Annotated in this window: 17 protein-coding genes and 1 pseudogene; 7 read left to right on the top strand and 11 right to left on the bottom strand. The window is 72.8% G+C overall.

The annotated features are described in order from the left end of the window. Positions 1–4: 4 nt before the first annotated feature. Positions 5–907 carry an alpha/beta fold hydrolase gene (locus OHA37_RS26095; protein ID WP_266908993.1) on the top strand — a complete coding sequence of 301 codons (903 nt, stop codon included), beginning with the start codon at positions 5–7 and terminating at the stop codon, positions 905–907. A gap of 76 nt (positions 908–983) precedes the next feature. Here the strand turns inward: OHA37_RS26095 and OHA37_RS26090 are convergent, their stop codons facing one another. Then, positions 984–1,679 carry a TerB family tellurite resistance protein gene (locus OHA37_RS26090; protein WP_266908992.1) on the bottom strand — a complete coding sequence of 232 codons (696 nt, stop codon included), beginning with the start codon at positions 1,677–1,679 and terminating at the stop codon, positions 984–986. Positions 1,680–2,048: 369 nt separating this feature from the next. Beyond that, on the bottom strand, positions 2,049–3,812 hold the full coding sequence (gene leuA / locus OHA37_RS26085) for a 2-isopropylmalate synthase (RefSeq protein ID WP_266908991.1): 1,764 nt from the start codon (positions 3,810–3,812) through the stop codon (positions 2,049–2,051). Between the two features lie 376 nt (positions 3,813–4,188). Here leuA and OHA37_RS26080 point away from each other — a divergent pair, with 376 nt between their 5' ends. The 4 genes from OHA37_RS26080 (at position 4,189) to OHA37_RS26065 (ending at position 7,283) form a co-directional block, all read left to right on the top strand. Continuing rightward, a complete protein-coding gene (locus OHA37_RS26080; protein ID WP_266908990.1) occupies positions 4,189–5,244 on the top strand; it encodes a M4 family metallopeptidase in 1,056 nt (351 codons plus the stop codon). Positions 5,245–5,310: 66 nt separating this feature from the next. After that, positions 5,311–5,580, top strand: coding sequence for a protealysin inhibitor emfourin (locus OHA37_RS26075; RefSeq protein ID WP_266908989.1), 270 nt, complete (start codon positions 5,311–5,313; stop codon positions 5,578–5,580). Positions 5,581–5,607: 27 nt separating this feature from the next. Next, on the top strand, positions 5,608–6,429 hold the full coding sequence (locus tag OHA37_RS26070; protein ID WP_266908988.1) for a GNAT family N-acetyltransferase: 822 nt from the start codon (positions 5,608–5,610) through the stop codon (positions 6,427–6,429). A 170-nt stretch (positions 6,430–6,599) separates the two neighbouring features. Next, positions 6,600–7,283 (top strand): class I SAM-dependent methyltransferase, encoded by a 684-nt coding sequence (locus tag OHA37_RS26065; protein WP_266908987.1) that lies wholly within the window; start codon positions 6,600–6,602, stop codon positions 7,281–7,283. Positions 7,284–7,295: 12 nt separating this feature from the next. Here the strand turns inward: OHA37_RS26065 and era are convergent, their stop codons facing one another. From era to OHA37_RS26045, 4 genes and pseudogenes are all read right to left on the bottom strand, one after another. Beyond that, the gene (gene era, locus OHA37_RS26060; RefSeq protein WP_374213701.1) at positions 7,296–8,246 is read right to left on the bottom strand and encodes a GTPase Era; all 951 of its coding nucleotides are present in this window, start codon (positions 8,244–8,246) and stop codon (positions 7,296–7,298) included. Positions 8,247–8,765: 519 nt separating this feature from the next. Further along, positions 8,766–9,152 (bottom strand): annotated as a pseudogene (locus OHA37_RS26055) (WxL protein peptidoglycan domain-containing protein); the annotation flags it as partial. Positions 9,153–9,778: 626 nt separating this feature from the next. Next, positions 9,779–11,203 carry a beta-xylosidase gene (locus OHA37_RS26050; RefSeq protein WP_266908986.1) on the bottom strand — a complete coding sequence of 475 codons (1,425 nt, stop codon included), beginning with the start codon at positions 11,201–11,203 and terminating at the stop codon, positions 9,779–9,781. Between the two features lie 144 nt (positions 11,204–11,347). Next, entirely contained in the window at positions 11,348–12,388 is a 1,041-nt protein-coding gene (locus tag OHA37_RS26045; RefSeq protein WP_266908985.1) for a GlxA family transcriptional regulator, read from the bottom strand. Positions 12,389–12,453: 65 nt separating this feature from the next. Between OHA37_RS26045 and OHA37_RS26040 the strand changes: the two genes are divergently transcribed. Further along, positions 12,454–13,800, top strand: coding sequence for an MFS transporter (locus tag OHA37_RS26040; RefSeq protein ID WP_443046327.1), 1,347 nt, complete (start codon positions 12,454–12,456; stop codon positions 13,798–13,800). A gap of 42 nt (positions 13,801–13,842) precedes the next feature. Then, positions 13,843–14,388, top strand: a complete 546-nt coding sequence (locus tag OHA37_RS26035; protein ID WP_266908983.1) for a hypothetical protein — start codon at positions 13,843–13,845, stop codon at positions 14,386–14,388. Positions 14,389–14,452: 64 nt separating this feature from the next. Here OHA37_RS26035 and OHA37_RS26030 read toward each other — a convergent pair whose 3' ends face one another. The 5 genes from OHA37_RS26030 to OHA37_RS26010 form a co-directional block, all read right to left on the bottom strand. Next, entirely contained in the window at positions 14,453–14,809 is a 357-nt protein-coding gene (locus OHA37_RS26030) for a cytidine deaminase (protein ID WP_243334727.1), read from the bottom strand. Positions 14,810–15,022: 213 nt separating this feature from the next. Then, positions 15,023–15,385: an MmcQ/YjbR family DNA-binding protein gene (locus OHA37_RS26025; RefSeq protein WP_266908982.1), complete on the bottom strand. Its 363-nt coding sequence runs from the start codon at positions 15,383–15,385 to the stop codon at positions 15,023–15,025. After that, the gene (locus OHA37_RS26020) at positions 15,382–16,689 is read right to left on the bottom strand and encodes a hemolysin family protein (RefSeq protein WP_266908981.1); all 1,308 of its coding nucleotides are present in this window, start codon (positions 16,687–16,689) and stop codon (positions 15,382–15,384) included. Before OHA37_RS26020 ends, OHA37_RS26025 begins: the two co-directional genes overlap by 4 nt. Then, complete coding sequence (ybeY, locus tag OHA37_RS26015; RefSeq protein ID WP_266877564.1) at positions 16,686–17,183, bottom strand: rRNA maturation RNase YbeY; 498 nt, start codon at positions 17,181–17,183, stop codon at positions 16,686–16,688. The genes OHA37_RS26020 and ybeY overlap by 4 nt, the downstream gene beginning before the upstream one ends. Before the next feature lie 13 nt (positions 17,184–17,196). Next, a complete protein-coding gene (locus OHA37_RS26010) occupies positions 17,197–18,243 on the bottom strand; it encodes a PhoH family protein (protein WP_266908980.1) in 1,047 nt (348 codons plus the stop codon). Positions 18,244–18,522 lie beyond the last annotated feature (279 nt).

The raw sequence follows: 18,522 nt of genomic DNA, 5'->3' as shown, positions 1-18,522 counted from the left end.
CCGCATGCTCGCCATCGCCCTCAGCTCCAGCACCATCGAGTACACCGACACCGACAGCCCGGAGACCGGCCCCGACACGGACACCGAGGCGGCGGACGGACCCGCCCGCGAGACGATCGTCCTCGTCCCCGGCCTCGGTTTCGACGCATCCGTCTGGCAGGGCGTCGTCGACGAGCTGCGCCCCGACTTCCGCGTCCTCGTCCCGGTCCTGCCCATCGGCGGCCACCGCCTCCCCATGGACCCCGGCGCCGACCTCTCCGCCCATGGGGTCGCGGGCCTCCTCGCCGAGTTCCTCGACCGCCTCGACCTGCGCGAGGTCACCCTCGTCCAGAACGACGCCGGTATCGCCCAGCTCCTCGTGGGCGTGAACGACAAGCGGATCGCACGCCTCGTCCTCGCCTCCTGCGAGGCCCTCGACAACTACCCGCCGGGCCTGCAGGGCAAGGCCCTGCACACCGCGAGCAAGATCCCCGGAGCGCTCCACCTGCTCCTGCGGTCCTTCCGCTCGCCCTTCCTCGCCGGGATGCGGACCTCCCTCGGCGGCATGGCCAAGCGGCCGATCCCGCACGATCTGGTCCTGCGCTGGTACGGCCCGCTGCTCACCGACCCGGCCATCCGCCGCGACCTGGCCGCGTTCCTGCACGCCACCCGCAAGGACACCTACGTCCGGGCCGCCGAGCGGCTGCGCTCCTTCGACCGTCCCGCCCTCGTCCTCTGGGGCGCGGAGGACCGGATGATGCCGCCGCGGACCGGCCGCCGGCTCGCGGGGCTGCTTCCGTACGGCACGTACGAGGAGGTCCCGGACGCCCGCACGCTGATCCCGTTCGACAACCCCCAGGGGCTGTGCGCGGCCCTGCGCCGCTTCATCGCGGCGCACCCCGCCCCGGTGGCGCGGGGCGCCGCCTGAGCCCCGCAGGGGCCTGCCGGGAGTCTGACGGCAGGCTCTGGCGAGGATCCCGTACGCGACCGGTCCGGGGCCGCTCCTACGGCGCCCGGACCGCCGACAGCAGCCGTGCGACCTCGTCCGAGTCGATCCGCAGCGCCGCGCCCACGGTCGCGAGCACCTCGCGCTCCGCGGGGATGTACGGGCCGTCCGCCAGCGCGACCCGCGCGCCCTGCAGCAGGATCGATTCACGGCCCGGGCCGGCCAGGTGCGGGGCCAGCGGCTCCAGGGCCTCGTGCAGCTCGATCGAGAGCGCGGCGCCGTAGCAGTCGGGGCCGTCGTAGAGCCCGAGCCGACCCTCCTCCGCGGCCAGCCCGTCGACGAGCGACTCCAGCTGCTCCTCGGTGCAGTCCTGGAACCCGGCGGACCGTACGGCGCCCACGGCGGCCTCCAGCGCGCTGCGCGAGGCCGTCCCGCCGGCGGCCAGCACGGCCAGGGTCACGGTGTGCACGGCGTCGCGCAGCAGCGTGGAGAAGCGGGTGGTGGTGAGGTGGTCCAGGACCTCGGTGCCGAACCGCTCGTGGCAGCCCTGGCACTCGACGACGGGACCCGCCTGCCCGCGGGGCAGCAGCGGCACCCCGAGGACGGTGAACCGGCGGCGCCCGGTGCGCCGGCGGTAATTGCGGTCGCCACCGCAGTCGGGACAGAAGAACTCCCCGTCCCCCACGGTGCTCCAGGTGGTGCGGATCCCCCAGACCGTCAGCTTCCGGCCGTCCCCACCCCGAACTGGCAGCACGTCGCACCTCCGTAACCTTCCGGCAACATCGCCGGGTTGGCGTGATGTTAGCCACATCGGTGAGGATGCGTCAGTCGTGTGACAAGACAACATCGCCCGGCCGCCGTACTTGGCCGATCTGCGCCCCTGCCCGCATCCGGCCCCGCACCCGGCCCCACCTGCGCGCCCGTCGCCCGCGGCCGCCCCCCGGCTTGCCCGCGCTCGGCCGCATGAACGAGAAGTCCCGTCCGGTGACCTGCGCCGCGAGCGGCATCGGCCGGGCCGCCGCGGGTGCTCGCGCCGACGGCTGCTGCCCGGCCCGCCGAAGCCCCCGGGAACGGCGGAACCCCGCCCCTCCGGAAGGAGGAGCGGGGTCCACGAACGAACGGGTCAGCGGCCCGCGCGGTTGACGGCGGAGATGACCGCCTTCAGGGAGGCGCGGGTGGTGTTCGCGTCGATGCCGATGCCCCACAGGACGCGGCCGTCGATCGCGCACTCGATGTACGAGGCGGCGACGGCGGAGGCGCCCTCGCTCATCGTGTGCTCGGTGTAGTCCAGCAGGCGGGCGTCGATGCCGATGGCGGCCAGCGCGTCGAAGAAGGCCGAGATCGGGCCGTTGCCGGTGCCGTTCAGCACGGCCTCGACGCCGTCCACGACCGCCTCGACGGTCAGCGTGTCGGTGCCGTCCTTGTCGGTGGCGGTCGAGCCGGAGCGCAGCTGGATGCGGCCCCACGGGTTTTCGGGGTTGGGCAGGTACTCGTCCTGGAAGACGTTCCAGATCGCGGTCGGGGTGACCTCGCCGCCCTCGGAGTCGGTCTTGGCCTGGATGATCCGCGAGAACTCGATCTGCATGCGGCGCGGCAGGTCCAGCTTGTGGTCGTTCTTCAGGACGTACGCGATGCCGCCCTTGCCGGACTGCGAGTTGACCCGGATGACCGCCTCGTAGGAGCGGCCGACGTCCTTCGGGTCGATGGGCAGGTACGGGACCGCCCACTCGATGTCGTCGACGGTGACGCCCTTGGCGGCCGCGTCGGCCTCCATGGCGTCGAAGCCCTTCTTGATGGCGTCCTGGTGGGAGCCGGAGAAGGCGGTGTAGACGAGGTCGCCCGCGTAGGGGTGGCGCGGGTGTACTTCCATCTGGTTGCAGTACTCGCTGGTGCGACGGATCTCGTCGATCTGCGAGAAGTCGATCTGCGGGTCGATGCCCTGGGAGAACAGGTTCATGCCCAGCGTGATCAGGTCGACGTTGCCGGTGCGCTCGCCCTGCCCGAACAGGCAGCCCTCGATGCGGTCGGCGCCGGCCATCAGGGCCAGCTCGGCGGCCGCCACGGCGGTGCCGCGGTCGTTGTGCGGGTGCACGGAGATGCAGATGTGCGCGCGGCGGGTCAGGTTGCGGGCCATCCACTCGAAGCGGTCCGCATGGGTGGAGGGCGTGGAACGCTCCACGGTGGCGGGCAGGTTCAGGATGATCTCGCGGCCCTCGGACGGCTGCCACACGTCACAGACGGCCTCGCAGACCTCCAGGGCGAAGTCCAGCTCGGTGTCCGTGAAGATCTCCGGGCTGTACTGGTAGCCGAAGACGGTGTCGGCGCCCAGCAGCTTGTCGGCGTACTCCATGACCAGGCGGGTGCCGTCGACGGCGATCTGCTTGATCTGCTCCTTGGAGCCGCGGAAGACGACCCGGCGGAAGGTGGGCGCGGTCGCGTTGTACAGGTGCACGGTGGCGCGCTTGGCGCCGACCAGCGACTCCACGGTCCGCTCGATCAGGTCCTCGCGGGCCTGGGTCAGTACGGAGATGGTCACGTCGTCCGGGATCGCGCCCTCTTCGATGATGGAGCGCACGAAGTTGAAGTCGGTGTCACCGGAGGAGGGGAAGCCGACCTCGATCTCCTTGTAGCCCATGCTCACCAGCAGGTCGAACATCTCGCGCTTGCGGGCGGGGGTCATCGGGTCGATCAGCGACTGGTTGCCGTCGCGCAGGTCCGTGGACAGCCAGCGGGGCGCCTTCGTGACGCGGGCCTCGGGCCAGGTGCGGTCGGGGATGTCCACCTGCTCGTACGAGCCGTACTTGTGGATGGGCATCCCGGAGGGCTTCTGGGTGTGGGTCGCGTTCGTGATGGGCGTGGGGCGACCGACAAAAGTGTGCTGGCTCATGGCGTAGGGCTCCTCGCGTGTCCGCGTGTAGTTCGCTGGGACGGCCGACGGACGGTCGCAAAACCGCAACACCAAACTCCGCGGGGAGGGGGTCGGCCTACGACTACAGGCCCTCGCCGCGGCAGCTAAGGAGGAGCAGCCCGAAACGCATGATGGGCCGAGCCTAACCGAGCCGCCCCGTAATGCGGGACCTGTTCCAGTATGCAAGACCCGCAGGTCCGTTTTGCACCCTTTGTGAGCTAAGCCTCTTTGTGTATTGCCTGACCGGCCCGATGTCCGGTCGATCCGTCAAAGCGCCGCGAGCCCTTTCAGGCGACCGAATGAATCATGGTTGCACCTAGTGACATCGGCGTCACCCGCTGCCACATTGCCGGGCATGGATGCCTTCTTCGCTCGCCGCCACCCCGTCTTCTGCACCGTGGTGCCGCCGCACCTCCTGGACAAGATCGCCCGGTCCGAGGACCCCGCCCGGGCCGCCGCCGCGCGGCGGACCCTCGAACTGGACGCCTCCCACCGGGTGCGGCGGCTGATGACGGTGCTCCCGCCCGCCGGGGACACCCCGTCCGAGGCCCCCGAGCGGACCATCTACGACGCCGAACACCGGACCCGGCTGCCCGGGAAGAAGGTCCGCGGCGAGGGCGAGGACGCCGGCCAGGACGCCAGCGTCAACCGTGCCTACGCCGGGCTCGGTGCCACCTTCGAGCTCTTCTTCAAGGCCTTCGGCCGCCACTCCATCGACGACGCCGGGCTGCCGCTGGACGCCACCGTCCACTACGACCGGCTCTACAACAACGCCTTCTGGGACGGCAGCCAGATGGTGTTCGGCGACGGCGACGGGGACCTCTTCCTCGACTTCACCGTGTCCGTGGACGTCATCGGGCACGAGCTGGCCCACGGGGTCACCCAGCACACCGCCGACCTGGAGTACTACGGCCAGTCCGGCGCGCTGAACGAGTCCGTGTCCGATGTCTTCGGCTCCCTCATCAAGCAGTACTCCCTCGACCAGACCGCCGAGGACGCCGACTGGCTGATCGGCGCCGGACTGCTCGGTCCCTCGGTCGACAGCGGCTCCGCCCTGCGGTCGATGAAGGCGCCCGGGACGGCGTACGAGGACGACGAGCTCGGCAAGGACCCGCAGCCGGCGACGATGGACGACTACGTCCGCACCTCCCGCGACAACGGCGGGGTGCACATCAACTCCGGCATCCCCAACCACGCCTTCTACCTCGTCGCGACCGAGCTCGGCGGCAAGGCCTGGGAGCGGGCCGGACGGATCTGGTACGACACCCTGACCGGCGGGGAGCTGGGCCCGAAGGCGGACTTCGCGCGGTTCGCCGCCCTGACGACCGCCGCGGCCGTCACCCGGTACGGCGACGGCGGCGCGGAGCACCAGGCCCTGCAGAAGGCGTGGTCGACGGTCGGCTTGGGGTAACGGGCCCGGGGTAGCGGACCCGGGGTGGCAGGCGTGGGGCGGCGGGCGCCGGGTAGAAGGGCGGTCATGCGGATTCAGGTGGTGCGGACCGGCGGCTTCGCGGGGATCGAGCGGCGGGGCGAGGTGGACACCTCGGGCCTGCCCGACGAGGACGAGTGGCAGGCGCTGGTGCAGCTGGCCCTGCGGCCCGCCCCTCCGGGCGATCCGGCGGACCGGATCCGGGACGGTTTCTCGTACCGGATCACGGTGGACGGGCGGACGGTGCTCTGCCAGGACCCGAACCTCTCGGACGCGCAGCGCACGCTGATCTCCCGCGTCCTCAAAGAAGGTGCTTGAGCAGGCCCGACTTGCTTTGATGGCCGGATGATCACACCTTCCGCCTGCCTGCCCGAGCTCGAGCGCTACTACGACACGGCGCCCCGGGCCGGCGGGGCGCGGGCCGAGGACTTCGGCCCGCTGACCCTCTTCGTCCAGGAGAGCGACGGCTGGCCGTACTACGCGCGGCCCGCGCTCGGCGCCGCCTCGGCCGGTGGCGTCGGCGTGGCCGACGTGGAGCGGGTACTGGCCCGGCAGCGGGAGCTGAAGATCCCCGAGGCCTTCGAGTGGGTGGCCGAAACCACGCCCTCCCTGCGAACCGCCGCGGAGGCGGCCGGGCTGAGCGTCCACGCGCATCCGCTGATGGTCCTCGACCCCGCGGCGGTACGGCTCCCCGCGCATCCGGACGTACGCGTCTTCGGCGCGGCCGATCCGTTGCTGCGCCCCGCGGTGACGGTGCCGATGCTGGCCTTCGCCGCTCCCGGCACGGCGGTGGGCGAGGCGGGCCCGGCGGAGCTCGCGCTCGCGGAGCGGGAGCCGGCTTCGGAGGGCCGCCGGGTCCGGGTCGCGGGGATGATCCAGTCGGGCCGCACCGCCCTGGCGGCGGCCGTACGGGACGGAGTGGTGCTCTGCTCCGGCCAGTACGTCCCGGTCGGCGACGTGGCCGAGGTGGTCGGTGTCGGCACCCTCCCCTCGGCCCGCCGCCAGGGCCTGGCCCTCGCGGTGACGGCGGCCCTGGTCACCGACGCCCTGGCCCGCGGAGCCCGCACGGTCTTCCTGTCGGCGGGCGACGAGGACGTGGCCCGCCTCTACGCCCGCCTCGGCTTCCGCTCCGTGGGCACGGCCCTGATCGCGGACCGTCCGCTGTGATCGGCCGGCTGGTGTGACCTGTCGGCTGCCGTGATCGGCGAGGGGCGTCCCGCGCAACTCCGAGCCGGTTGTTTTGCGGGAACGGCAAGGTCGCTTGGCCGGGGCCGCGGTGCGGGCGGAGCATCGAAGGCGCGGGCACCCGTACCCGTACCGACCGGAAAGAGACCGCCATGGCGCACGCGCACGACCACGCCCCCCACTCCCCCGAGACCGGCTTCGAGACCGGCTTCGAGACCGGCTTCGCGGGCGAGGAGTTCTGGGACTCCCGCTACCGCGAGAGCGAAAGGATCTGGAGCGGCGAGGCCAACGCCGTGCTGGCCCGGGAGGCCGCCCCGCTCGCTCCCGGCCGGGCCCTTGACCTCGGCTGCGGAGAGGGCGGCGACGCCGTGTGGCTCGCGCGGCAGGGCTGGTACGTCACCGGGACGGACATCTCCGGGGTCGCCCTGGAGCGGGCGGCGGCCCACGCCGCGGACGCCGGGGTCACGGAGCGCACCGCCTGGGAGCGGCACGACCTCGCGGAGTCCTTCCCGGCCGGGGCATACGACCTGGTCTCCGCGTGCTTCCTGCACACCTTCGGGGAGTTCCCGCGCGAGCGGATCCTGCGCCGGGCCGCCGCGGCCGTGGCCCCCGGCGGGATCCTGCTCGTCGTCGGCCACGCGGGCTGGGCGTCCTGGCAGGAGGACCGCCCGGAGGTGGACTTCCCGACCCCGGACCAGGTGCTGGCCCAGCTGGAACTGGAGGCCGGCGCCTGGGAGGTCCTGCTGGCGGAGGAACACGTACGGGTCCAGAACCAGCCTGACGGCCGGCCCGGGACCCGTACGGACAACGCGTTGAAGGTGCGGCGGCTCCCGTAGGAGCCAAACCCCCTAGAAGCCCAGCTTGCGGAGCTGCTTGGGGTCGCGCTGCCAGTCCTTGGCGACCTTCACGTGCAGGTCGAGGAAGACCGGGGTGCCGAGCAGCGCCTCGATGTGCTTGCGCGACTTCATCCCGACCTCCTTCAGGCGGGCGCCCTTCGGGCCGATGATGATGCCCTTCTGGCTCGGCCGCTCGATGTAGAGGTTGGCGTGGATGTCCAGCAGGGGACGGTCCGCCGGGCGGTTCTCCCGGGGGATCATCTCCTCGACGACCACGGCGATGGAGTGCGGGAGCTCGTCCCGTACGCCTTCCAGCGCGGCCTCGCGGATCAGCTCCGCGACCATGACCATCTCGGGCTCGTCGGTGAGGTCGCCCTCCGGGTACAGCGGCGGGCTCTTCGGCAGCATCGGCGCGATCAGGTCCGCCAGCAGCTGGACCTGGGTGTCGCCGACCGCCGAGACCGGGACGATCTCGGCCCACTCGAAGCCCAGCTCCTCGGCGAGCTGGTGCACGGCGATGAGCTGCTCGCCCACCACCTTCGACTCGACGAGGTCGGTCTTGGTGATGATGGCGATCTTGGGGGTCTTCTTGATCCCCGCGAGCTCCTTGACGATGAACTTGTCACCGGGGCCGAGCTTCTGGTCCGCGGGCAGGCAGAAGCCGATCACGTCGACCTCGGACCAGGTCGCGCGCACGACGTCGTTGAGGCGCTCGCCGAGCAGGGTGCGCGGCTTGTGGAGGCCGGGCGTGTCGACGAGGACGAGCTGGGCGTCGGGGCGGTGCACGATGCCGCGGACCGTGTGGCGGGTGGTCTGCGGCCGGTTGGAGGTGATCGCGACCTTGGTACCCACGAGCGCGTTGGTCAGGGTCGACTTCCCCGCGTTGGGACGGCCGACGAAGCATGCGAAGCCCGCACGGTGCGGGCTGGTGGTCTCGGGGGAACGATCGCTCATACGGGCCATTCTCCCCGATGCGGCTCCCAGCGCCGACCAGGCAGCCGCCACGAGGGCGAGAGCGGCCGCCAGCAGCCCGTTCAGGGAGGGGTGCGCGGCATGTCCGGCGGTGGCCCGGGCGGCCGCCCCGTCGGCCCGCGCCACGACCGTGACCTCGGCCCATTCCAGCGCGGGCGGGTCCGCCCAGGGTGCGGTGAGCCGGACCCGCTGCCCGGGCAGTAGTTCTGCGGGCAGGCCGGCGAGGGGGCGGGAAAGGAGGCTCCGGCCGAGGGCGCCGGAGACGGTCAGGGTGGCTCGGGGGCGCAGGGTGACGTTACCGAGGTTGTGGAGCGTGTACGAGATCTCCGCGCCGGCGGTGCCGCGGGCCGTGCCGGCGGTGCGGTCGGTGCGGAGGTCCTCGACGGCCAGCGCGGGCGCGGTGGGGCCGGTGACCCGGAGGTAGAGGCGGGCGGCGACTGCCTGCTGCACGCCTATCCCCGGCATCGCGGTACCGGCCGGCCGGTCCTCCAGGGCGACGACGGCTCCGGGGTGGTCCCCGGGCTCGGCCCGGTCGGGGACGGTGAGGGTGAAGCCGACGTCGACCGACGCCTTCGCCGGGACGGTGATCCGCTCCCGCGCCGGCACCGTCCAGGCGCCCGTGGCGGTGCGCGGCTCCTCGGGCCCGCGCAGGGCGAAGCCGCCGTCGCGGGCGGTGTTGTAGGCGTCGGCGGCGTAGAGGCGGAAGGTGCGGGGCCGGTCGGTGCGGTTGGCGATGGTGACGGAGTCGGTGACGGTCTGGCCGGGGGCCGCGGCGAGGTAGAAGTACGGGCGCTGCCCGAGCTTGTTGGCGGCGGGCAGGACGGACCACTGCCCGTTGTCGGCGGCGGCCGCGGGTCCGGCTCCGCCGAGCAGAAGAATCCCGAGCCCCAGGATCACGGCGGCGGCCGCGAACGCGGCGAGGAGCCGCCGTGCCCGCGGTGGCGGTGGTGGTGGCTGCGGCTGGGCCCGGGCTTGGGCCTGGGCGGCCCGGGCCGGTGCCGGTGCCGGTGCCGGTGCAACGGTCGGCCGGTGTCGGGCAGCGGTGGACCGCTCCGGAGAGGCTCTCCCCGCCCCGCCCTTCCCCCGTTCCCCGGGGCTCCGCCCCGGACCCGTTGCCGGGTGCGGCGCCGTTCCCGGGGGCCGGCCCCCGGACCCCCGCTCCTCAAACGCCGGAGGGGCTGGAATTTCCAACCCGGCGGCGTTCACGTACGGGCTGACACCGGCCGAATCCAGCCCCGCCGGCGTTTGAGGCGCGGGGTCTGGGGCGGAGCCCCAGGGGGTTCGGGGTCCGGGCAGCGCCCGGGGAACGGGCGAAGGGCGGGTACGGGACTTCGCCCCGCGCAGCGGCAAAGGTCGCTGTGGGGACTCCGCCCCGCGCAGCGGCAAAGGCCGCTGTGGGGACTCCGCCCCGCGCAGCGGCAAAGGTCGCTGCGGGGACTCCGCCGCCCCGCCCAGTGGCGAGGGTCGCTGCGGGGGCTCCGCCCCGCGCGGCGGCACCGCGGCGGCTGCGGGGCCGGGCCGGGTCACGACAGCGTCAGGGTCAGCACCGCGGTGTAGGCGCCCGGCGGGGTGTACGGGGGCACCTGCAGGGTGACGGCCGCGTCGACGGTGAAGGTGCCGCCGACGAGCGCGGCGTCACCGGTCGAGGCCAGGACCGCCCCGTCCGGCCCGACGGTGCCCGCACTGCCCGGCGTACACGCGCTGGGACTGCCGGGCGCGGCCGCGCACGCCGGGGTCCAGCTCAGGGAGGCGCCCGGGATGCGGACCCCGCCGGAGCCGGTGAAATCGGTGACCTTGCCGATCAGGGACCATCCGGCCGGCCCGCCGCGGGCGTCCTTGACGGTGACCGTGCCGATCCGTCCGGCCGCCGCTCCGCCGTCCCCGTACGGGACCGCGGCCAGCGTCACGGCGTCGCCCTCCTGCGTCATCCCGAGCTCGCCCGGCTCCACGACCGCCGTCACCGTCTGGCTGCCCGGCGGCAGCGGGGCGGCGACGATCACCGTGTACGCGGCCGGGCCCGAGCCCGACTCCGGAGTCCAGGCGGCGCCCTCGTACGCCACGACCGCCGTGGTCGCCCGGTCCGTGACCGGCAGCTCCGCGAGGACCACGCCGAGTTCGTCGGCCTTCGCGGCGACCCGGTCGGCGGTCTCCGCCGTACCCGCCCGGCCGGTCACGGTGACCTCCGCGCCGGGGACGAAACCGGCTCCGGTGACCTTGACCTTCGCGCCCGGCGCTCCCGCCGCCGTACCGAGCGCGACGGCGCGCAGGTTGGCCGTCGGCAGCGGACTCGCGGTGATCCGCTGCGCGACCGGCGGCCCGGCGGGCACCGGCAACCCGGACGGAGACGAGGACGGGGACACCGGCGAAGCGGACACCGGCGACGGCGCCGCGGACGCAGACGCGGACGCGGAAGCCGACGCGGTCGGTGCCGGTCCCGCCCCCGGCGGCTCGCTCCCGAAGGCGCCCGCGCAGACGGTGTCCAGTTCCAGCAGGTGCCCGGTGTGCAGGGTGTAGCCGCCCGGGGCCAGGGTGATCTCGCCGGGGGCGGTGACGGTGAAGGTGCCGGTCATGGTGACGGCGGGCAGCGCCCCGCCCGCCTCGACGGGATCGTTGCGCTTGGCCCCGACGACCGTGACCTCGCCCTGCTGCACGCCCCCGAGCACGATCCGCCCGGTCGGGGTGAGGACGTCGGCGGGCAGGCCGACGGAGAGCGGGTTCACGGCGGGGGTCCGGGTGACCTGGTAGGTGACCGTGACGGTGTCGCCCACGCGCGGCGTGGTGTCGTCGACGGTGATCCGGGCGGTGGTGGGCCCGTCGGCCGGCGGCAGTCCCGCCTCCTGCGGCGGCAGGCAGTGCGTGGGGAACTCGACCTGACCGGCAGGGGTCTCCCCCTCCGCGGCGGCGGGCGCGCTCAGCGCTCCCCCGGTCGCGGCGGCCAGCACCGCCATGCCGACGGCCGCCGACCACCCTCTGTGCCGCGCCGTCGTCCGCGCCGTTGCCCGCGCCGGTGTTCGCGCCGAAGTCCGCACTGACCGCCCCCTGGGATCCCGTACCCCGCCAGGGGGCCATTCACGAGCGGGCGGGGGGATAAGTCAATGCACGGACCCGGCAGCAACTGATGTCCCATCAGGAGATGGCAGTGTGGCGCCCGGTGCCGCCTGCCGGAAGGTCCGCCGGTAGGACGTCGGGCTCACGCCGAGGGCCGCCTGGACGTGTTTGCGCAGGGACTGCGCGCTCCCGAAGCCCGCCTCCCGGGCCACGTGTTCCATCGGCAGGTCGGTCTGCTCCAGCAGTGCCCGGGCCCGCTCCACCCGCTGCCCCAGGATCCATTCGCCCGGACTGAGCCCCGACTCCTCGCGGAACCTGCGCGTGAAGGTCCGTACCGACATCGCCTCCTGCCGGGCCAGGTCGGTCAGCCGCAGTGGTTCGTGCAGCCGGTCCAGTACCCAGGCGCGGGCCGCGGCGGTGCTCGCCTGCTGCGGCTCGGGCACCGGGCGGTCGATGAACTGCGCCTGCCCGCCGTCGCGGTGCGGCGGTACGACGGTGTACCGGGCGGTGTGGTTCGCGACGGCCGAGCCGTGGTCGCGGCGCACGATGTGCAGGCACAGGTCGATCCCGGCGGCGACTCCGGCGGAGGTGAGCACGTCCCCGTCGTCGGTGTAGAGCACGCCCGGGTCGACCAGGACGGCCGGGAAGGTCTGCTGGAAGTGCCCGGCGGAGGACCAGTGGGTGGTGGCCCGGCGGCCGTCCAGATACCCGGCGGCGGCCAGGACGTAGCCGCCGGTGCAGATGGAGACGAGCCGGGTGCCGGGCCTGATGTGCGCGAGCGCGGCGGCCAGTTCGGGGGTGAGCCGGCCCTCGTCGTGGACCGGGCCCAGCTCGTAGGAGGCGGGGACCACCACCGTGTCGGCGGTGGCCAGCAGTTCGGGACCGTGCTCGACGTGGACGTCGAAGTCGGCGTCCGTGGGGACCCGGCCGGGGGCGAGCCCGCAGGTGAGGACCTCGTACAGCGGCCGCCCGGCGGGATCCTTCGCCCGCCCGAAGATCCGGTGCGGGATGCCGAGCTCGAAGGGCAGCAGACCGGCGAGGGCGAGTACGACCACACGGTGGACACGGTGCGCGCGAGGCTCCATGGCCCGATCATATCGAAGGGTGTCGGTCAGGCCACTGTCGTACGAGACCCCGGCGGCCGGAAACTATCGGCGTGACGCAGACAGACCCGGGCCCCGGCCCGTCCCCCGCGCCGACACCCGCCTCCGGCCCGGCGGCCGGACCCGACTCCACGGCCGTCGCGCCGCACCCCGCACACCGCGTCCACCGCGCCTGGTTCGTCGCGGCCGTCGCCTTCGTGACGATCATCGGCGCCGCCGCCTTCGCCTCCCTCCCCGGTCTGCTCATCGAGCCGCTGCACGAGGAGTTCGACTGGTCCCGCGGCACGATCGGCCTCGCCGTCTCCGTGAACCTCGCGCTGTACGGGCTCACCGCGCCGTTCGCCGCCGCCCTGATGGACCGCTTCGGCATCCGCAAGGTGGTCGCGGTCGCCCTGACCGTCATAGCCGGCGGCTCGGTGGCCACGGTCTGGATGACCACCTCCTGGCAGCTGATCCTGTACTGGGGCGTCCTGGTCGGCCTGGGCAGCGGCTCGATGGCGCTGGCCTTCGCGGCGACGGTGACCAACCGCTGGTTCACCGCCCGGCGCGGCCTGGTCACCGGCATCCTGACCGCCGCCGGGGCCTCCGGCCAGCTGATCTTCCTGCCGCTGCTGGCCTGGCTGGTGGAGAACCACGGCTGGCGCCCGGCGTCGGTGACCGTCTCGCTGGCGGCCCTGACCGTCGTGCCCTTCGTCTGGCTGCTGCTGCGCGACCACCCGGCGGACATCGGGACCACCCCGTACGGGGGCACCTACACGGCCAAGCCCGCGCCCGTCCCCGGCGCCGCCCGCCGGGCCGTGGGCGTCCTGGTCAAGGCGGCCCGGACCGGACCGTTCTGGCTGCTGGCGGGCACCTTCGCGATCTGCGGGGCCTCGACGAACGGGCTGGTGAGGACCCACTTCGTCCCGTCGGCCCACGACCACGGCATGCCGGTGACGGCGGCGGCCGGACTGCTCGCCGTGATCGGCGTGCTCGACGTGATCGGCACGGTCTTCTCCGGCTGGCTGACGGACCGCTTCGAATCGCGCCGCCTCCTCGCCGTCTACTACGCCCTGCGCGGGATCTCGCTCCTGTTCCTCCCGATCCTGCTGGCCCCGACCGTGCACCCGCCGATGGTGTTCTTCATCGTCTTCTACGGCCTGGACTGGGTCGCGACGGTCCCGCCGACGATCGCCCTGTGCCGCGAGCACTACGGGGACGACGGAGCCATCGTCTTCGGCTGGGTCCTGGCCTCGCACCAGATCGGCGCGGCGGTGGTGGCCTTCCTCGGCGGCCTGGCCCGCGACGCCTTCGGCTCGTACGACCCCGTCTGGTACGCCTCGGGCGCCCTGTGCGCGATGGCCGCCCTGATGGCGATGGTCATCCGCCGCCGCGCCGTTCCCGCCGGGTCGTAAACGGGTGTCCGGAGGGTGCGCCCCGCTGCGACACTGCCGGTCATGAGCGCACCCGAACTCTCCGAGCTCGACCACCTCCGTGAAATCGAGCGACTCGCGCACCGGGTCGTCGCGGAGTCCTCGGGCACCGAGTTCCCGGAGCCGTTCCGGCGCGAGCTGGACGCCCTCTCCCGGACCCTGCGCAGTCACCATTTCGAGGGCGACGGCTGCACCGAGGAGGACCGGCCCCGAATCCGTCTCGTCGGGGCCTGCCTGCTCCGGCCTGGGCTCGTACCGGCCGGGACCGACGAGAGCTACGAGGAGATGTGCGCGCGGCTCGCCGTGGAACCCCGCCCGGAGGGCTGGGCCCTGTGGCACACCTGGGCGGACGGCTCGGAGCTCCGGGTCACCATGGTGGTCACCGCGGTCGGGACGACGGAGGGGCTCTTCGAGAACTGGGCCCGCGGCCGGAGCTTCGACCCCGTGACCCCGCTGCCGTCCCAGGTCGTCCGGGTGCTCCAGGGCTGGATCGGCCCGGTCACCTTCTCACCGCGCGGCGTCGGGCACACGGGCCTCGGCGGCCGGCCGGTGCAGGACCGGCCGGTGTAGGACCGGCCGGTGTAGGACCGGCCGGAGCAGGACCGGCCGGAGCCGAAGCCCGCCGCCCGACGGATCAGGCCCCAGCCGGAGTCGTCGACTTCAGGGTGCCGTCCGGGCCCGCCAGGAGGACCGGGGTGTCCGGGCCGCCGAGGTCGCGGACCGCCGCGCGGTCGGCGTCGGAGGGGGCCTCGGCGGCGCTGACGACGGCCGCCGCCTCCAGGGACTGGGCGCCGCTGGCCACGGCCATCGCGACGGCCGTCTGGAGCGCGCTCAGCTTGAGGGAGTCCAGCGCCACGGTCCCGGCGACGTACGTACGGCCGGTCTCGTCCCGGACCGCCGCCCCCTCGGGCACGCCGTTGCGGGCCCGGGCGCTGCGCGCCAACGTGATGATCTTGGTGTCTTCGGGGTCGATCCCGGTGCTGTCGGTCATAGCCCGAAGCATATGGAGCGCGTCGGCGGGGCCGCACGACGACCCCGCCGACGCGCTCTCCCCTCCACCCCCGGTGTCCCCCCGGGATCTTGGTGGCGCAGGGATAAAACTAAGCGCTGGGTAAGCGGATCCACGGCCCCGAAGGTCCCGTGATCCATGACCTTGGGCCCCTCCCCGATTCCACTCCGGGGAACACCTGGGGGGGTACACCCCCTACGGCCGGTCGAGCCGCAGCCGCTCCGCCCTCGGCAGACCGGCGACCACCAGGTCGTACGAGTCCTCGACCAGCTCCCGGACCAGCGCGTCGGCAAGCGCCCCCGGCCCGCCCGCGGTCACCGTGTTCCAGTGCCGCTTGTTCATGTGCCAGCCCGGTACGACCGCCTCGTGCTCCGCCCGCAGCCGCACCGCCTGCTCCGGGTCGCACTTGAGGTTGACCTTCAGCGGGTCGGCGTCCAGCGCGCTCAGCGCGAACACCTTCCCCAGCACCTTGAACACCGAGGTCTCCGGGGTGAAGGGGAACTCCTCCACCGCCGCGTTGAACCCGAGACAGAACGCGCGCAGCTCCGCCGGCGTCACTCCGTCTCCCCTTCCTGGCCCTCCACCGGAACCACCGGCTCCACCAGCACGGTCACGATCTTGTTCCGCCGCCCCGCCGGGGACTCCGCCGTCAGCCGCAGCGGCCGTCCGTCGGGCAGGTCCACCACCGCCGAGGCACCGGCGATCGGTACCCGGCCCAGCGCCTTGGCGAGCAGTCCGCCGACCGTCTCCACGTCCTCGTCGTCGAAGGAGTCCACCTTGAACAGTTCGCCGAGGTCGGTGATGTCCAGTCGCGCGGTGACCCGGTAGCGGTCCCCGCCCAGGTCCTCCACCGGCGGGATCTCCCGGTCGTACTCGTCGGTGATCTCGCCGACGATCTCCTCCAGGATGTCCTCGATGGTGACGATGCCGGCGGTGCCGCCGTACTCGTCGATGACCACCGCCACGTGGTTGCGCACCGACTGCATCTCGCGCAGCAGGTCGCCCGCGTTCTTCGTGTCCGGCACGAACACCGCGGGCCTTATCGCCGTGGAGACCAGGTCGCTCTCCGCGTCCCGGCTGATGTGCGTCTTGCGGACCAGGTCCTTCAGGTACACGATGCCGACGATGTCGTCCTCGTTCTCCCCGGTCACCGGGATCCGCGAGAAACCGGACCGCAGCGCGAGCGTGGTCGCCTGACGGACCGTCTTGTACCGCTCGATGCAGACCAGGTCGGTGCGCGGCACCATGACCTCGCGCACGAGCGTGTCGCCCAGTTCGAAGACCTGGTGCACCATGCGGCGCTCGTCGTCCTCGATCAGCGATTCCTTCTCCGCGAGGTCGACCATCGCGCGCAGCTCCGCCTCGGAGGCGAAGGGCCCCTTGCGGAAGCCCTTCCCGGGGGTGAGCGCGTTGCCGAGGAGGATCAGCAGTTGCGGGATGGGCCCCATGATCCGGGCGAGCGGTACGAGGACGTAGGACGCCGCCGTCGCCGTGTTCAGCGGGTGCTGCCGGCCGATGGTGCGCGGGGACACGCCGACCGCCACGTAGGACACGAGCACCATCACGGCGATGGCCACGAGCAGCGCGGTCCAGTTCTCCCCGAACTCGTCGAGGCAGACGTACGTGACGAACACGCCCGCCGCCATCTCGCAGGTGACCCGGACCAGCAGCGCGACATTGACGTAGCGGGTGGGGTCGCCGGCGACCTGGGCCAGCTTGGCGCTGCCGCGCCGGCCCTCCCGTACGGCCTGTTCGGCGCGGAAGGCGGAGATCCGGGCGATCCCGGACTCGGCGCACGCGGCGAACCAGGCCACCACGACCAGCAGGACGGCCCCGGTGATCAGCTGGAGATCACCGGTCATGAGACGGTCGGCGCCGGGGACGGGCCCGTCACGCCGTTCTCGCCGCGCCAGCCGTCGACGATCGCCGCCTGGAGGCCGAACATCTCGGCCTTCTCGTCCGGCTCCTCGTGGTCGTACCCGAGCAGGTGCAGCACCCCGTGGACGGTCAGGAGCTGGAGCTCCTCGTCCATGGAGTGCTGCGTCGGCGCGTCCTCGCCCTGCTTCTTGGCGACTTCGGGGCAGAGCACGATGTCACCGAGGAGACCCTGCGGGGGCTCCTCCTCGTCCTTCTTCGGCGGACGCAGCTCGTCCATCGGGAAGGACATGACGTCGGTGGGTCCGGGCAGGTCCATCCACTGGATGTGGAGCTGCTCCATCGCGTCCTCGTCGACGACGATGACGGAGAGCTCCGAGAGCGGGTGGATCCGCATCCGGGCGAGTGCGTAGCGGGCGATGTCGAGGATCGCCCGCTCGTCGACCTCGGTTCCGGACTCGTTGTTGACGTCGATCGACATGGTGCGCTGATTTCTACTTCCGCTGGAAGCCGTTCCGCGACTGCTTCGCGTCCTGGCTGTCGTCGTACTTCTCGTACGCGTCGACGATACGGCCGACCAGCTTGTGCCGGACGACATCCTCGGACGTGAGCCGCGAGAAGGCGATGTCCGGCACCCCTTCGAGGATGTCCTGCACCTGCCGCAGACCGCTCTTGGCACCGCCCGGCAGGTCGACCTGGGTCACGTCGCCGGTGACGACGATCTTCGAGTCGAACCCGAGCCGGGTCAGGAACATCTTCATCTGCTCGGGGGTGGTGTTCTGCGCCTCGTCGAGGACGACGAAGGCCTCGTTGAGGGTGCGGCCGCGCATGTAGGCCAGCGGCGCGACCTCGATGGTGCCCGCCGCCATCAGCCGCGGGATCGAGTCCGGATCGATCATGTCGTGCAGGGCGTCGTAGAGCGGCCGCAGGTACGGGTCGATCTTGTCGAAGAGGGTGCCGGGGAGGAATCCCAGGCGCTCTCCGGCCTCCACCGCCGGGCGGGTCAGGATGATCCGGCTGACCTGCTTGGACTGCAGGGCCTGGACCGCCTTGGCCATGGCCAGGTAGGTCTTGCCGGTACCGGCGGGGCCGATGCCGAAGACGATCGTGTGCTTGTCGATCGCGTCGACGTACCGCTTCTGGTTGAGGGTCTTGGGGCGGATGGTGCGGCCGCGGCTGGAGAGGATGTTCTGGGTGAGCACCTCGGCGGGCGTCTCGTCCGGGCCCTCGCCGTTGCCGCTCGACTTGAGCATGGCGATCGAGCGTTCCACTGCGTCCTCCGTCATCGGCTGCCCGGTGCGGAGCACCAGCATCATCTCGTCGAACAGGCGCTGGATCAGAGCGACTTCCGCCGCCGCGCCGATCGCGCTGACCTGATTGCCCCGAACATGGATGTCGGCCCTCGGGAAGGCCTTCTCGATCACGCGCAACAGGGCGTCGCCCGAGCCGAGGACGGACACCATCGGATGGGTGGCCGGTACGGAGAAGTGGGCTCGCGCCTGCCCCGGCGCGGGGGTCTTGGCTGTCGGTGTCTGAGTCATGGGCCGGCACTGTGGCCTGCGCATACCTCCCACTGAGGGGCCGCGCCGATCGACGGCCACCGGACTTCCAAGCCTACGTCGCCGCCCCGCCATCCCCGAGGGGTTTTACGGGGTCTGCCTCGGGGGTCTGCCACGGGGGCCTGCCCCGCACCCGATCCACCGGCCCACACCAGCCCCTCCGGCGTTTGAGGACCGGGGGTCCGGGGCCGGCCCCGGAAACGGCGCCGCACCCGGCCGTCCCGCCCGGGGCGGCGCGGGCGTCCGGGTCGGGGGCGCGGC

This window comes from Streptomyces sp. NBC_00335, assembly GCF_036127095.1.
GTDB lineage: Bacteria > Actinomycetota > Actinomycetes > Streptomycetales > Streptomycetaceae > Streptomyces.
The sequence above is the reverse complement of the archived record's forward strand: the minus strand, read 5'-3'. Positions and strand labels throughout refer to the sequence as shown.